Source organism: Bacteroides sp. AF25-5LB, assembly GCF_003602965.1.
GTDB lineage: Bacteria > Bacteroidota > Bacteroidia > Bacteroidales > Bacteroidaceae > Bacteroides > Bacteroides uniformis.
Genome location: NZ_QTMC01000003.1, coordinates 100,636 through 116,129, shown reverse-complemented (window position 1 = coordinate 116,129; position 15,494 = coordinate 100,636). Strand labels below are relative to the sequence as shown.

Below are 15,494 nucleotides of genomic sequence, written 5' to 3'. Positions count from 1 at the left end.
ATCAATTATCAACTAATCAAAGGTCCATCAGCATTTCCAGCAGTTCCTCCAGCTCCACCTCTTTATATTTCTGTGAGAGCTGGGTAGGGGCCAGTACAAAAGGCTTATCCGAGAAGTTGGAAAGTTCAATCTTTCCCTTTTCTAGAGAGGGTATCCCGAGTTCCTTGCCGGTAAGCACCTTCTTACCATTGGGTTTGGAAGCAGCATAAAGCAGTTTCTCCAAATGGGCAAAATCCGCCTTCTTGGGCAGCACATCCTTCAGTTCCTTACGTGTTGCACGGACATAACGTTTTCCCATACGGTCTACCAACAGAATCTCATCCGGGGTGACTTCCATACGTGCCACCTCCGTACGAAGTATCGGCATCAGAAAGGAAATCTGCATGCATTCTTCCTTCTTCAACTTCATCGTACCGTTCACAGTAAGGGTGGCATCTTTATGGGGTACCGTCAGCTGCACTTTGGAGGAAAGGCAGGCAGATTCTCCGGACAGAGAACTTGAGTGACGCGAAGTCTTGCAACCGGCAAGCCCCACAGCCAGCAACAACAGCAAGGACAATAGGCGGCACGTCCTTGCCATATCATTCAGCAGGTTTAGTTTCATCTGATATATATTTCTTTTTTTGTATTTTCTGTTTCAACGTATCAGAGCGATTGCCCTTATCCCAGGCTTGTTTCCAGTATTTCAAGGCACCTTCCGCATCGCCAGTCATGTAATAGATATCTCCGCAATGTTCCAAGACCACGTCACTGCTATCTTTATCATTCTTTATCGCCTCATCTATGTAGAGACGCGCCTCGGCATAATTACCTTTAACAAACAATATCCATGCATATGTATCGAGATAGGTGGAATTGTTCGGCTCGGCTTTCACTGTCTTGTAGCTCATCTCTTCCGCCTTGTCTAAGTCGCGACGCTCCACGGAAAGATAATATGCGTAGTTATTCAAGGCACCGATGTTTGAAGGATTGTACACCAAAGCGGAATCATAAGCCGCATAAGCTTCCGCATGCAGATTCTTGGTGTGATAAGCATCACCGATAATGGCATAAAAATCTGATACGACCTCCTTCTTGCTATCGTCCTTGACGTGTGACAAAGCCTTTTGACAGATGGCAAGAGCATCATCCGTCCGTTCCGCCTGGTTGTAGGCAATGGCCAGATAGAAATAGAACTCCAACATATCGGGATTGGACTCCACACCGGCTTCGCACAAATTCATTATTTCCTTGTAATCCTCCTGGCGCACGGCTTCCCCCAGCAATGTCATACGAGCCGCTGTGTTGGTAGGGTCTATCGCCAGAACCTGACGCAGAACCGGTCCTGCCTCCTTGTTCATTCCTTTGGAAAGAAGATATTGGGCATACAGCAAAGGTAATTGTGCCTCATCGGGCTCCTGCTCCATGATACGGTTGAAGAGCGTAATGACACGTGTGCTGTCCTTGCCTGCCTGCTCATTCTGCACGATGAACTGCCGCATCACATTCAGTTTGGTGTCCGAAGCCACTTTCTTGTTCAGTAACAGCGTGTCCAATTGCTGTTCATATAGTTCCTTCTGTCCGGTCTCTTCGTAGTAAGAAGCCAATGAGTACATGGCCATTGCATTGTCCGGCTCTTCGGCCAGCACCTTCTTGTAAATCTCATAAGCTTCCTGCTTTTTCCCGTTCTGCATATAGACATCCCCCAGTACCACCTGATAGCGCCTATCGTTGGGATACTCTTCTACCAGACTTTCTATTTCATGAAAGGCGCTCTTGTCGTCCTTCTTTTGCAGATAGATGCGGAACTTCTCCATACTGAGCTGTTCGTTCTTGCCCATCCGTTCCTCGAGCTTGTTCAGTATACCGATAACTTTGTCATACTCTTCCTGGCGGTTGTAAATCTCCAGCAAGTTGTATAGCGGGTCCAGCTTATCCGAGAAACGTACCGCCATATTTTCCAACAAGACAGCGGCTTTCTCCGTTTCGTTTTGCTGCATGTACAGATTGGCAAGTCCCTGGGCATACCAGTAATTGTCGGGAGCATTCTCCACCGCCTTTTCCAACGCGGCTTGTCCCAGCGGCACCTGCTTGAGGAACATATAATACTGGGCCATCTCATACAAAGCCGATGATGCGTTCGGGTTTATCGTCAGGCAATGTTGCAGGACATCAAAAGCTGCATCATAGTCTTTCTGGACTTTCAGACGGGCGGCCTCAAGAAAGAAGTAGTCGTAACGGCGCTGCTGTTCGGGGGTAAGCTCCTTTACGGGCGAAACATCGGCTTTCTTCGACTTCTTCCGTTTCTTCAATTCCTTCCGTGCCTTTTCAGGCCGACCGTACCCGCTCATTTTCTCCTTAGAAGCTTGAACATTGGCAGCCTGCACTCCATACGTAGTAAGGCAGAAGGCACCTATCAACAACGCAAGTATTATTTTTACTCTGATTCTCATCTATTTAATTATAAATTCTTAGCCCGTAAAAACGGAACAATATCCATTCATTTTTTACCCGTATGCCCGAAGCCACCGGCACCGCGCTCCGTCTCATCCAGCACTTCCACTTCCTGCCAAAGAGCTTGTTCGTGACGCGCTATCACCATTTGTGCAATCCTCTCCCCATCTTCGATGACGAAGGTTTCTGCAGAAAGGTTGACGAGAATAATACAAACTTCACCACGGTAATCGGCATCAATCGTTCCAGGGGAGTTCAGCACGGTAATCCCCTTCTTAATGGCCAATCCGCTACGCGGACGCACTTGCGCCTCAAATCCTTCCGGAAGAGCGATATAAAGGCCAGTAGGCACCAGACACCGCTGCATCGGAGCCAGCGAAATAGATTCATTAAGGTTTGCACGGATATCCATTCCTGCAGACAGCTCAGTGGCATAAGCCGGAAGCGGATGCTTTGATTTATTGATGATTTGTACGTTCAACATGATGTTATTTACGATTTGACGATTTACAATTAGGGCTACTTCTATTCTTACAATTCGAGTAATTCAAGTTTCGCAATTCATCTCCGTTTCACTATAAACTTGGGCGAAAATACGGCTTTTTATACAAAATAGTGATACATTTGCAGTTAAATAATAGTAACTTCAATCGTAAATAACATCATGATGAATTGGAATACGCTCATATCTGCCAAACGTTTCGGACTGGAAGAGTTTCATCAGGAACGCCATGAAAACCGCTCGGAATTCCAACGTGACTATGACCGCCTTGTCTTCTCCGCCCCCTTCCGCCGTCTGCAGAACAAAACCCAGGTATTCCCTCTTCCCGGTAGTGTATTCGTCCACAACCGATTGACGCACAGCCTGGAAGTATCATGTGTAGGTCGCTCACTAGGCAACGATGTATCGAAAGCTCTCATTGCCCGCCGTCCGGAACTGCAAGACAGCTACCTCACCGAAATAGGCTCCATCGTTTCCGCCGCCTGCCTGGCACACGACTTGGGAAATCCTCCTTTCGGACATTCGGGAGAACGAGCAATTTCCACCTTTTTTTCTGAAGGAAAAGGAATGTCCCTGAAGGGCCAACTGACACCTGCCCAATGGGAGGACCTTACTCACTTTGAAGGAAATGCAAATGCGTTCCGCCTGCTTACCCACCAGTTTGAGGGAAGGCGACAGGGAGGATTTGTACTCACCTACTCCACCTTGGCAAGCATCGTGAAATATCCCTTTTCATCGAGTCTTGCTGGCAAAAAGTCAAAATTCGGTTTCTTCATCACAGAGGAAGAAAGTTTCCGCCGCATAGCAGAAGAGTTGGGTATGGAGAAGCAGAACGATGCCCCGTTGAAATATGCCCGCCACCCGCTAGTCTATCTGGTGGAAGCCGCCGATGACATCTGCTACCAGATGATGGATATTGAGGATGCTCACAAACTGAAAATTCTGACTACACAAGAAACCAAAGAGTTGCTTCTTTCTTATTTCTCGAAAGAGCGCCAAGCACACCGGCTCAAAACGATGGAGATAGTAAGTGACACCAATGAGCAAATAGCCTATCTGCGTTCCAGCGTTATCGGGCTGCTTATCGGCGAATGCGTGCAAGCCTTTGTAGACAATGAAGAAAAGATTCTGAAAGGAGAATTTGAAGGAAGCCTCATCAACCATATATCCGAGGTACCAGCCAATGCCTACAAGCACTGTGCAGACATCTCCCTGAAGAGGATTTACCGCTCACGCGACGTACTGGACATTGAACTTGCCGGTTTCCGCATCATCAGTACCCTACTCGAACTGATGATTGACGCCGTGCGTTCTCCAGAAAAGGCATATTCGCAACTGCTCATCAATCGCGTATCGGGCCAGTACAACATAAAAGCGCCTGCACTCTATGAAAGAATACAGGCGGTACTGGATTACATCTCCGGAATGACAGATGTATTTGCACTCGATTTATACAGGAAAATAAACGGGAATAGCTTGCCAGCGGTATAACAGACGACAAGCATTCTTCCAGATAGTCCTATGATACAACCTTATTTGCTCCCGACGTAAGCTTGCATGCCTCCGGTGCGCTCGCTATGAATGACTCGATGTGGCGAATGCGCTTTTCTGCTAAAATCTCGTCCACGGCAATCAGGATACCCGTTTCCTCCACATCTCCGAAACCGTAATTGATGGCTGTACCGAACATACGCATGGTAGGGCTGAGACTCATATAGGCATTCACCAGAGGGGGAATATTATACCCCGCCTTACGGATTTCACAATTCAAAATCTTATAGTCTTCCTTAAAAGAGTCTTTACAGAAGAGAGCTGCCAATTCATTCTCGTCCGATTCCAGAAGTAACGGCTTCATCGGAGTAATCAGGTTGTCCTTATCCGCAAAGTGTTTCCGAAGAAAATAAAGAATCTTATCACGACTCTGACGATGATAGCTGGGATACATAGTCACCTTTCCGAAGAAATACTTCACATTGGGCATGACTACGGTCAGTGCGCCCAAACCATCCCACAGATTATCCAACGCAAACAGACCTTTACTGTCTGCACGCGTAGACTGATACTCCAACGTAACGAACGAACGTCCCAACTCAATGGTCGTAGGAAGATAGTCCTTCAAAAATTTATCCGAAAAGTTAAACATATGGGCAGTTGCCAGAATAGGGGCACCATGTTCGTCAAAACGCACATCCGTACCCAAGATATAACGGTATCCACCCAAAATTTCTTCAGCTTCCGGATTCCAGACAATCAACTGCTTGTACGGATTGTCCATGATGTCATATTCGTCAATATCCATAGACTTGCCCGTTCCTCCTCCCGCAGCGCGGAACGCAATCTCGCGCAAACGGCCGATCTCCTTCATGGTATTCGGAGAGTCTTGGGCAGTAATGATATATATCTGGTTATGACTTCTATTGGTCATACGCAGGCGCTTCTCCTCAGTCAACTCCGCTTTCAACAGCTCCTTGCTTATCGGTGCAATTACATCTTCCATATTTCTCTGTTAGTAGTTCTTCTTTTATATAAATACGGTCTCTCTACAATTTATATACAATATCCTTCACATATTGCGCCCATCCAGCCGGGCTTTTCGATTTATCGAAAGTTTGCCAGGGGATAGGCTTCCCTATGGTGATAGTAAATGTTTTATGGCGATTCTTCAGCATTTCATCTGCCAGGTAAAGCATGGCGATATTGAACTTGACACCCAATATCTTACAAAGATTGGCAAGATTATAAAAGAAATTGGAGTTCCGCCCTTCGAAGTGGATGGGAACTACATCACGGTGGGCTTCGACACTCTTCACGATAAAGGTCTTTTTCCAATCCAAGTCACGGATGACCCCATTCTGCCTACGTGAACAAAGACCTGCGGGAAACATGATGAGCTGATTGTCCGAAGCAAATCCCGCCTCCACCATTCTCGGGAAGTCTTTGGCCTGCTTTCCCGTCTTGTTGATGGGGATGCAGAGCGGTGCCAGTCCGTGCAGGTTCATCAGCAGGTCGTTGACCATATATTTCACCTTGCCGCCATAAAAGGAGCCCAAGACATAACCCAACGCCACTCCGTCCTGCCCACCCAGGGGATGGTTGGATACAAAAGTATAAAGCCCTTCTTTAGGCAGATTCTCCTCCCCCTTTACCACAATATTGGCATCAAGGAACTCCAGACAAGCTTTCAGAAAATCCACACCGACTTTATCTTTCGACTCCCGCAAAAAGACATTCAATTCCTCTTGATGAACGATATGCTTCAAATAAGAAACTACGAACTTGGGGATATACTTAGACTTCTTCGGAGCCTTTTCCCGAAGTATCTTGTCTATGTCAATCAAAAATAAAGAGTCGTCAGCCATTCTTCTTTTGATGAAATGAATGTGCAAAATTAACTCATCTTTTTAATTAATCGCAAAAAAAGGACAGAAAACTACACCCGAAATCTATCAAATAACACCTAAAAACTATCAATTGACAGTTTTCCCCCTAAAGTGTGTTTGAAATCCGTCTGCCTGAAAAAGAAAACTTCCGTAAACTTGCAATATCATGATTAACGAAAAAACATAGCACATATGAACAATATAACATTTAAAAAAGACCTGCTCGGAGTTCAAGACGATTTATTGCGTTTTGCATACAAACTTACTTCCGACCGTGAAGAAGCCAACGACCTCCTGCAGGAAACATCCCTGAAAGCTCTGGATAACGAAAAGAAGTATACTCCCGATACCAATTTCAAAGGATGGATATATACCATCATGCGTAATATCTTCATCAACAATTACCGCAAAGTGGTGCGTGACCAGACTTTTGCGGACACCACGGATAATCTCTATCACCTGAACCTGCCGCATGACACCGCTTTTGAGAGCACAGAAAGGGCATATGATTTGAAAGAGATGCACCGCATTGTCAACGCCCTGCCACGGGAGTACAAGATTCCCTTCTCCATGCATATCTCCGGCTTCAAGTACCGCGAAATTGCAGAGAAGCTGGGGTTACCCTTAGGTACGGTAAAGAGCCGCATTTACTTCACCCGCCAAAGATTACAACAAGACTTGAAGGATTTTGTTTAAGAACCCAGCATATAAAACCAGTGATTTCCATAAATTAAGAAGAGTACAAATTTTAGTTGTATCAAAAGAGAGAAAGGTAGGCCGGGACAATCCCATGTCTACCTTTCATGGTCTCGCCTTTATATTTCTGCACGAACATATTCAAGCCGTTACACTTTGCGATAATATTATTTACAAAAATCAGGTAGTAACCTCTGGTTACATTCCACCTTTCCAGCTATCCGAAGCACTGAAAGCTAACCAAAACCACCTGAAAACTGCCAATTATTAGATTTCCCCCCAAAGAGAGTTTGATTTCCGTCTATCAAAAAAAGAATCATCCATAACTTTGCATCATCAATAAAACGAACAATAATTAAAAAAACATCCATTATGAATAATAGAACATTTACCCAAGACCTACTCGGAGTTCAAAACGACTTATTACGCTTTGCATATAAATTAACCTCCAACCGCGAAGAAGCCAACGATCTGCTTCAAGAGACATCATTAAAAGCTCTGGGCAATGAAGAGAAGTATACACCTGATACCAACTTTAAAGGATGGATATATACCATCATGCGTAATATTTTCATCAACAATTACCGTAAAGTGGTACGTGACCAGACGTTTGCAGATACCACAGACAATCTCTATCATCTGAATACACCGCATGACCTCACACTTGACAGCACAGAAAGTGCTTACGACCTGAAGGAAATGCACCGCATTGTCAATGCCCTGCCACGTGAGTACAAGATACCTTTCTCCATGCACATTTCCGGTTTCAAGTACCGTGAAATCGCAGAAAAGCTGAACCTCCCACTTGGAACAGTAAAGAGCCGTATCTTTTTTACCCGCCAGAAGCTGCAGCATGACTTGAAGGATTTCAGATAAGAGAATACGGCAAGCAAAGAATTGTTTATTTATTGGCCGGATAAAAAAGAAATATACCAGACAATCATAGAATACAAACCAAGATACCTAAAGAAAAACCGAGTGATTAATAAACAACATGAAGAAACAGACAACCATTACAGCCTGCACATTTGTAACAATGGCAATGGAAGCTCCTGCTGTTTTTGTCGTACAGCCGGCCATGAGCAAGCACGTCAAGTACGCAGGTATGGCACTACGTACAGCTGGTCAATGAAGACAAACTTGACTCGCTGAACAGCATACAGTAAAAAAAAGATTTATCCACCGGATTCTGTGGATGAATATAATAATCAACCACCCTAGGGGAATATTATCACTCCTCCCCATCATCTCCCGGCAAACGGTAACGTTCACAAAAAAAGATGGGAAATTAACAAAAAAGAGTTAAGAAGTTAATACTAAAACAAGGAAGAGTTAAGAAAGAGCTTTATCCCAAACTTTGGTTTTTCCAAACCAAGCCTTGAGATAGAAAAACCAAGGCTTGGTTTAGATATTCGCAAGGCTGGGAAAGAAGTTTCCCGCCCAAGACACCATTCCACCAACAAGCGACTTTCAAACCAAAGACCCGCCATCTCTAACTGAATCTTTTCAAAAGAGACTACACAAATTCCCCCACCAGCAAAGTGCTTCAAAAGTAGCTTCATTATCAAATGAATAAGCTATCAACAAGGTGTTGAAAACTTCTTCCTAAGATTTTAGTTAAAAGATTGTGGGGAATTGTGGGGAAATGTGTATTTTTACCGTCGCTTATTATAATAAGGTGAGAAATGATACAATTCTTAGGTAATATCGAGGCGAAGGCAGATGCAAAAGGAAGAGTTTTCATCCCGGCCACCTTCCGGAAACAGCTGCAGGCCGCTTCCGAAGAAAAGCTCGTGTTGCGCAAGGACGTATATCAGGATTGCCTGGTGCTCTACCCGGAAAGTGTATGGTTTGCCACCCAAAACCAACTTCGCTGCCGGCTGAATAAATGGAACGCCAAACAGCAAATGATTTTCCGCCAGTTCGTAAGTGACGCGGAAATCATGATCCCTGACGGGAACGGACGCATCCTGCTCCCAAAGCGTTACCTGCAAATGGCGGGTATACAAAGTGATGTCCGCTTCATTGGCGTGGACAACACAATAGAAATCTGGGCCAAGGAACGTGCCGAACAACCATTCATGAACCCTGACGAGTTCAGTGAGGCTCTTGAAGAGCTGCTGGGAGACGAAAATATTTGCTGTGACGAAAATAAGCTATAAACAACAGATGATGAAAGAAGAAACAACATATCATATCCCCGTATTGCTGATGCCGAGCGTAGATGCGATGAGCATCCGTCCGGACGGCACGTATGTAGACGTAACGTTTGGTGGAGGAGGACATTCGCGCGAGATACTGTCCCGCCTGGAAGACGGCGGCCGGCTGCTGAGCTTCGACCAGGACGAGGATGCGGAACGCAACATTGTGAACAACCCGCATTTTACATTCGTACGCAGCAACTTCCGCTACCTGCACAACTTCCTACGCTATCACGGCATCGAAAAAGTGGATGCCATACTTGCCGACCTCGGCGTATCTTCCCATCACTTTGATGACAGCGAACGGGGATTTTCCTTCCGCTTCGACGGAGCACTGGATATGCGTATGAACAAGCGTGCCGGCCTGACAGCTGCCGACATCGTGAATACCTACGAAGAAGAAAAGCTGGCCGATATTTTTTATCTGTACGGCGAGCTGAAGAACAGCCGGAAACTGGCATCTGTCATTGTTAAAGCACGGGCTACGCAGAGAATTGCCACCATCGGCGAATTTTTGGAAATCGTCAAGCCACTCTTCGGCCGCGAACGTGAGAAGAAAGAACTAGCAAAGGTATTCCAGGCATTGCGCATTGAGGTAAACCAGGAAATGGAGGCACTGAAAGAAATGCTGTATGCAGCAACAGAAGCGCTAAAGCCGGGAGGCCGTCTGGTGGTGATAACCTATCACTCCCTGGAAGACCGTATGGTGAAGAATATCATGAAAACCGGCAACGTGGAAGGCAAGGCCGAAAAAGATTTCTTCGGGAACGTATTGACCCCGTTCCGGCTGGTCAACAACAAAGTAATTGTACCGGACGAGGAAGAGATAGAGCGCAATCCGCGTTCGCGCAGCGCCAAGCTGAGAATTGCAGAAAGAGTAACGAATGATTAGTGACTAGCAATGGAAAAGAAACAAGAAGAAAAGAATACGGAGAAGGTGAAAAAACGCACCTCACTGAAAAACATCATAGGAGGCGACATTCTGGCCACAGACTTCTTCCGCCGTCAAGCCGGATTGTTGTTCCTTATCATGGTGCTTATCATTATTTACATCAACAACCGTTACGAATGCCAACTGCAACTGATAGAGATAGACAACCTTAAAAAAGAGTTGATAGACATCAAGTACGATGCCTTGACACGCAGTTCGGAATTAATGGAACGGAGCCGCCAATCGCGCATCGAGGAATACATCGCCACCAAAGAAAGTGATTTGCAGACTTCCACTAATCCACCGTACTTACTAAAATAATGGAGAATTGAGGATTAAAGTAATTTCAATAGCACATCGTAAATCGTTAAATCGTAAATAACATTGGCTGTAAATAAAAAAAACATAATGACCCGTTACTTCTTCGTCGTCCTACTCATGGGGCTGGTGGGGATAGCTATTGTTGTGAAAGGCGCCATGATTATGTTTGCCGAGCGACAGTACTGGCACGATGTAGCCGACCGCTTCGTCAAAGAGAATGTAACGGTGAAGCCCAACCGGGGAAATATCCTGTCCTCGGATGGTAAACTGATGGCAAGTTCGCTGCCGGAATATAAAATATATATGGACTTCATGTCCGGCGAAAGGGACGAGAAGCGCCGCAAAAAGGACCAGCAGCGCAAGGATTCTATCTGGAAAGCCAATTTCGATTCCATCTGTATCGGGCTTCATCAGATTTTTCCGGACATCAGTGCCGCCACCTTCAAAAGCCATCTGCGCAAGGGGCGGGAGATGAAGAGCCGGAACTACAACATTCTTCCCAACCGCAACCGGCGCATCTCTTACATTCAGTATAAGGAAGCCAAGCGGTTACCCGTATTCAAGATGAACAAATACCGAGGCGGTTTCCACGAACAGATATACAACCAGCGTAAAAAGCCGTTCGGTTCTTTGGCAGCCCAAACCCTGGGCCGTCTTTATGCCGATACAGCCATGGGAGCCCGCAACGGCATTGAGTTGGCCTTCGACACCCTGCTGAAAGGACGGAACGGTATTACCCACCGTCAGAAGGTGATGAACAAATACCTGAATATCGTAGACCTTCCCCCGGTAGACGGTTGTGACATCATATCTACCCTCGACGTAGGCATGCAGGACATCTGCGAAAAAGCCCTGGTGGACAAGTTGAAGGAAATCAATGCCAATGTCGGGGTAGCCGTACTGATGGAAGTGGCTACCGGAGAAGTAAAGGCCATTGTCAACATGATGAAAGCCGGAGACGGCAATTACTACGAAATGAACAGTAATGCCATCAGCGATATGTTGGAACCGGGCTCCACCTTCAAGACAGCCTCCATTATGGTGGCACTGGAAGACGGCAAGATAACCCCGGATACCGAGGTAGACACGGGCAACGGTATTATGAATATGTACGGCAGCAAGATGAGAGACCACAACTGGCACCGGGGAGGCTATGGAAAGATAGATGTGACACGTATTCTGGAAGTTTCTTCCAATGTGGGCGTCTCCTACCTCATCGACAAGCACTACAAGGATAATCCGCAGAAGTTCGTGGACGGTTTGAAGCGCATGAGCATCGACCAGCCGCTTCATCTGCAAATTCCTGGTGAAGGAAAGCCCAACATCAAAGGACCTAAAGAGCGTTATTTTGCCAAAACGACTTTACCGTGGATGAGTATCGGCTACGAGACCCAGGTACCTCCTATGAACATACTGACCTTCTACAATGCCATAGCCAACAATGGGGTCATGGTACGCCCCAAGTTTGTGAAAGCAGCGGTAAAGGATGGTGAGGTAGTGAAAGAATATCCTACGGAAGTAATCAATCCCAAGATATGTTCCGACCATACCCTGACACAGATCCGCGAAATCCTTCGGAAAGTGGTATCGCAAGGTCTGGCAAAACCCGCCGGCAGCAAGCAGTTCTCCGTATCGGGCAAGACGGGTACGGCACAGATTTCTCAAGGAGCAGCCGGATATAAGTCGGGACGGGTGAACTACCTTGTAAGTTTCTGCGGATATTTCCCCTCGGAAGCACCTAAATACAGTTGCATCGTTTCCATTCAGAAGCCTGGGTTACCAGCTTCAGGCGGTCTGATGGCAGGTAGTGTCTTTGGGAAAATAGCGGAAAGAGTTTATGCCAAAGACCTGCGTTTTGACATACGCAGTGCCATAGACAGTACCACCAATGTGATTCCTCCCGTGAAAGCCGGAGAGATGAACGAGGCGCTCCTTGTATTGAACGATCTGAAAGTTCCCGTCCAGAAACAGTTCTCCGAACAAAAGAAAAAGGAGCAGTGGGGACATACACAAGCTGCCCCGTCGGCAGTCATCCTGCAAGACCAGGAACTGGCCTCGGGCACCGTGCCCAGCGTGGTCGGTATGGGAGCGAAAGATGCAGTCTACCTTTTAGAGAGCAAAGGACTGAAAGTAAGGCTAAACGGCGTAGGACGGGTGAGGAACCAGTCCATAGCAAGCGGCAGTCGGATAGTGAAAGGACAAACCATAGCCCTGACACTACGTTAACATGAGAATAAACAAGATTTGGATATACATTATATAATAAGGTATGAAATTAAGTGATTTGTTGGCAACAATACAGCCGGTCCGGATTGCCGGAAGTACAAACATGGAGATAACGGGAGTGAATATAGACTCCCGCCTGATAGAAACCGGACATCTGTTCATGGCCATGCGTGGTACGCAGACCGACGGGCATGCCTATATCCCAGCTGCTATCGACAAAGGGGCTGTCGCAGTATTGTGTGAAGAATTGCCGGAAGAGCTCAAGACCGGCACCACCTACATTCTGGTGAAAGACAGTGAAGATGCCGTAGGGAAAGTGGCCACCACTTTCTATGGTGACCCTACATCCAAGATGGAACTCATCGGCGTGACCGGAACCAACGGAAAAACAACCGTTGCTACCTTATTATATAATACTTTCCGCTACTTCGGCTACAAGGTCGGACTGGTTTCCACTGTATGTAATTACATCGACGACCAGCCCGTACCGACCGAACATACCACCCCGGACCCAATAACCTTGAACCGCCTACTTGGAGAGATGGCGGACTCCGGCTGCAAGTATGCCTTCATGGAAGTCAGTTCCCATTCCATTGCCCAGAAGCGCATCAGCGGTCTGAAGTTTGCCGGCGGTATTTTCACTAATCTGACCCGCGACCATCTGGATTATCATAAAACGGTGGAGAACTATCTCAAGGCCAAGAAAAAGTTCTTCGACGAACTGCCGAAAGGAGCTTTCAGCCTGACCAACCTGGATGACAAGAACGGACTCGTGATGACACAGAATACCCGTTCGAAAGTATACACCTACTCTTTGCGCAGTCTTAGCGACTTCAAAGGCAAAGTCTTGGAATCTCATTTCGAGGGAATGTTACTTGACTTCAACAACCACGAGCTGGCAGTACGTTTCATCGGAAAATTCAATGCCTACAACCTGCTGGCGGTATTCGGTACTGCCATATTGCTGGGCAAGAAAGAAGAAGATGTACTGGTTGCCCTCAGTACGCTGCGTCCGGTAACCGGCCGCTTCGATGCCATCCGTTCACCGAAAGGCTACACTGCCATTGTGGACTATGCGCATACTCCAGACGCCCTGGTCAATGTATTGAACGCCATTCACGGAGTGCTGGAAGGAAAAGGAAAAGTGATTACCGTTGTAGGTGCCGGCGGCAACCGCGACAAAGGCAAGCGTCCCATCATGGCCAAAGAATCCGCCCGCTTGAGCGACCGGGTCATCATTACCTCCGATAACCCGCGCTTTGAAGAGCCGCAGGACATCATCAACGACATGCTGGCGGGGCTGGATAAAGACGACATGCAGAAAACCATCAGCATCACCGACCGCCGCGAAGCCATCAAGACAGCCTGCATGCTGGCACAGCCGGGAGACGTGATTCTCGTTGCAGGCAAAGGGCATGAGAATTATCAGGAGATTAAAGGCGTGAAACACCATTTTGACGACAAAGAGATATTAAATGAAATAATTAAATAATTAACATCATGTTATACTACTTATTTCAATGGTTAGACAAATATGACTTCCCCGGTGCGGGCATGTTCGGCTATACATCCTTCCGTTCGTTGATGGCAATCATTCTGGCATTGCTCATTTCGAGCATCTGGGGAGACAAGTTCATCAATCTACTGAAGCGCAAGCAAATTACCGAAACGCAACGTGATGCCAGTATCGATCCATTCGGTGTGAACAAAGTGGGAGTACCCAGCATGGGCGGTGTCATCATTATTTTTGCCACACTCATTCCTTGCTTGCTACTGGGCAAGTTAGACAATATTTATATGATATTGATGCTGATTACCACAATCTGGTTAGGGTCGCTAGGATTTGCCGACGACTACATCAAGATATTCAAAAAGGACAAGGAAGGCCTGCACGGTAAGTTCAAAATCATCGGTCAAGTAGGTTTAGGACTTATCGTCGGATTGACTCTCTACCTCAGCCCGCAGGTGGTTATCCGCGAGAACATAGAAATAGAGAAGCCAGGGGGACAAATAGAAGTAGTACATGCAGCCAAGGAAATCAAGGCAACGCAGACCACCATCCCGTTCTTCAAAAGCAACAACTTCGACTATTCCGACTTAGTAAGCTTTATGGGTGAACATGCCCAAACAGCAGGTTGGATATTGTTCGTGATTATCACTATTTTCGTAGTTACCGCCGTCAGCAACGGAGCCAACCTGAATGACGGAATGGACGGAATGGCGGCAGGGAACTCCGCCATTATCGGACTGACCTTGGGAATACTCGCCTACGTGTCGAGCCACATTGAATATGCCGGCTACCTGAATATCATGTACATTCCCGGCTCGGAAGAACTGGTAATCTTTATCTGTGCCTTCATCGGTGCACTTATCGGCTTCTTATGGTACAATGCCTATCCGGCCCAAGTATTCATGGGCGATACGGGCAGTCTGACCATTGGAGGAATCATCGCAGTATACGCCATCATTATTCACAAGGAACTGCTGATACCCATCCTTTGCGGTATCTTCCTGGTGGAGAACCTCTCGGTCATCCTGCAACGCCTCTACTACAAGACAGGCAAGCGGAAAGGCGTGAAACAACGTCTCTTCAAAAGAACGCCGATACACGACCACTTCCGCACTTCCATGAGCCTGATAGAACCGGGATGCAGCGTGGTATTCACCAAACCGGACAAGCTGTTCCACGAATCCAAAATCACCATCCGCTTCTGGATTGTGACGATTGTACTGGCAGCGATAACAATTATAACATTAAAGATTAGATAATGTGGGATGCATTAGCATAGTTTCCACATTGACAT

At 46.6% G+C, this 15,494-nt stretch carries 16 protein-coding genes; 10 read left to right on the top strand and 6 right to left on the bottom strand.

The features are described from left to right. Positions 1-16: 16 nt before the first annotated feature. Genes DWY57_RS04675 through dut form a run of 3 tightly spaced genes read right to left on the bottom strand, consistent with a single transcriptional unit; the run spans position 17 to position 2,914 of the window. Complete coding sequence (locus DWY57_RS04675; protein ID WP_117703846.1) at positions 17-604, bottom strand: DUF4292 domain-containing protein; 588 nt, start codon at positions 602-604, stop codon at positions 17-19. Further along, a complete protein-coding gene (locus DWY57_RS04670) occupies positions 582-2,432 on the bottom strand; it encodes a tetratricopeptide repeat protein (RefSeq protein ID WP_117964716.1) in 1,851 nt (616 codons plus the stop codon). Before DWY57_RS04670 ends, DWY57_RS04675 begins: the two co-directional genes overlap by 23 nt. Before the next feature lie 47 nt (positions 2,433-2,479). Next, positions 2,480-2,914 (bottom strand): dUTP diphosphatase, encoded by a 435-nt coding sequence (gene dut / locus DWY57_RS04665; protein ID WP_117703874.1) that lies wholly within the window; start codon positions 2,912-2,914, stop codon positions 2,480-2,482. A gap of 183 nt (positions 2,915-3,097) precedes the next feature. Here dut and DWY57_RS04660 point away from each other — a divergent pair, with 183 nt between their 5' ends. Next, positions 3,098-4,426 carry a deoxyguanosinetriphosphate triphosphohydrolase gene (locus tag DWY57_RS04660; protein ID WP_119961400.1) on the top strand — a complete coding sequence of 443 codons (1,329 nt, stop codon included), beginning with the start codon at positions 3,098-3,100 and terminating at the stop codon, positions 4,424-4,426. 28 nt (positions 4,427-4,454) lie between these two features. On the opposite strand, the gene DWY57_RS04655 is transcribed toward DWY57_RS04660, so the two are convergent. After that, on the bottom strand, positions 4,455-5,432 hold the full coding sequence (locus tag DWY57_RS04655; RefSeq protein ID WP_117964712.1) for a GNAT family N-acetyltransferase: 978 nt from the start codon (positions 5,430-5,432) through the stop codon (positions 4,455-4,457). 43 nt (positions 5,433-5,475) lie between these two features. Beyond that, entirely contained in the window at positions 5,476-6,294 is an 819-nt protein-coding gene (locus tag DWY57_RS04650; protein WP_117600212.1) for a 1-acyl-sn-glycerol-3-phosphate acyltransferase, read from the bottom strand. Positions 6,295-6,507: 213 nt separating this feature from the next. On the opposite strand from DWY57_RS04650, the gene DWY57_RS04645 reads away from it, so the two are divergent. The 3 genes from DWY57_RS04645 to DWY57_RS20850 all read left to right on the top strand — a co-directional run bounded on the left by DWY57_RS04645 (position 6,508) and on the right by DWY57_RS20850 (position 8,143). Beyond that, positions 6,508-7,011: an RNA polymerase sigma factor gene (locus DWY57_RS04645; RefSeq protein WP_119961399.1), complete on the top strand. Its 504-nt coding sequence runs from the start codon at positions 6,508-6,510 to the stop codon at positions 7,009-7,011. 372 nt (positions 7,012-7,383) lie between these two features. Further along, entirely contained in the window at positions 7,384-7,887 is a 504-nt protein-coding gene (locus DWY57_RS04635; RefSeq protein ID WP_117964706.1) for an RNA polymerase sigma factor, read from the top strand. A 118-nt stretch (positions 7,888-8,005) separates the two neighbouring features. Next, a complete protein-coding gene (locus DWY57_RS20850) occupies positions 8,006-8,143 on the top strand; it encodes a hypothetical protein (RefSeq protein WP_158562784.1) in 138 nt (45 codons plus the stop codon). Between the two features lie 184 nt (positions 8,144-8,327). Here DWY57_RS20850 and DWY57_RS04630 read toward each other — a convergent pair whose 3' ends face one another. Then, on the bottom strand, positions 8,328-8,573 hold the full coding sequence (locus tag DWY57_RS04630; RefSeq protein ID WP_227204056.1) for a hypothetical protein: 246 nt from the start codon (positions 8,571-8,573) through the stop codon (positions 8,328-8,330). 123 nt (positions 8,574-8,696) lie between these two features. Here DWY57_RS04630 and mraZ point away from each other — a divergent pair, with 123 nt between their 5' ends. From mraZ to mraY, 6 genes are all read left to right on the top strand, one after another. Then, on the top strand, positions 8,697-9,173 hold the full coding sequence (gene mraZ, locus DWY57_RS04625; RefSeq protein WP_117964704.1) for a division/cell wall cluster transcriptional repressor MraZ: 477 nt from the start codon (positions 8,697-8,699) through the stop codon (positions 9,171-9,173). Between the two features lie 10 nt (positions 9,174-9,183). Next, the gene (gene rsmH, locus DWY57_RS04620) at positions 9,184-10,104 is read left to right on the top strand and encodes a 16S rRNA (cytosine(1402)-N(4))-methyltransferase RsmH (RefSeq protein ID WP_117600286.1); all 921 of its coding nucleotides are present in this window, start codon (positions 9,184-9,186) and stop codon (positions 10,102-10,104) included. 9 nt (positions 10,105-10,113) lie between these two features. Beyond that, positions 10,114-10,464: an FtsL-like putative cell division protein gene (locus DWY57_RS04615; protein ID WP_005830386.1), complete on the top strand. Its 351-nt coding sequence runs from the start codon at positions 10,114-10,116 to the stop codon at positions 10,462-10,464. A gap of 87 nt (positions 10,465-10,551) precedes the next feature. After that, positions 10,552-12,690 carry a penicillin-binding protein gene (locus DWY57_RS04610; RefSeq protein ID WP_117600207.1) on the top strand — a complete coding sequence of 713 codons (2,139 nt, stop codon included), beginning with the start codon at positions 10,552-10,554 and terminating at the stop codon, positions 12,688-12,690. 43 nt (positions 12,691-12,733) lie between these two features. Next, a complete protein-coding gene (locus DWY57_RS04605) occupies positions 12,734-14,182 on the top strand; it encodes a UDP-N-acetylmuramoyl-L-alanyl-D-glutamate--2,6-diaminopimelate ligase (protein WP_119961398.1) in 1,449 nt (482 codons plus the stop codon). An 8-nt stretch (positions 14,183-14,190) separates the two neighbouring features. Continuing rightward, positions 14,191-15,459: a phospho-N-acetylmuramoyl-pentapeptide-transferase gene (gene mraY / locus DWY57_RS04600; protein ID WP_117600205.1), complete on the top strand. Its 1,269-nt coding sequence runs from the start codon at positions 14,191-14,193 to the stop codon at positions 15,457-15,459. Positions 15,460-15,494 lie beyond the last annotated feature (35 nt).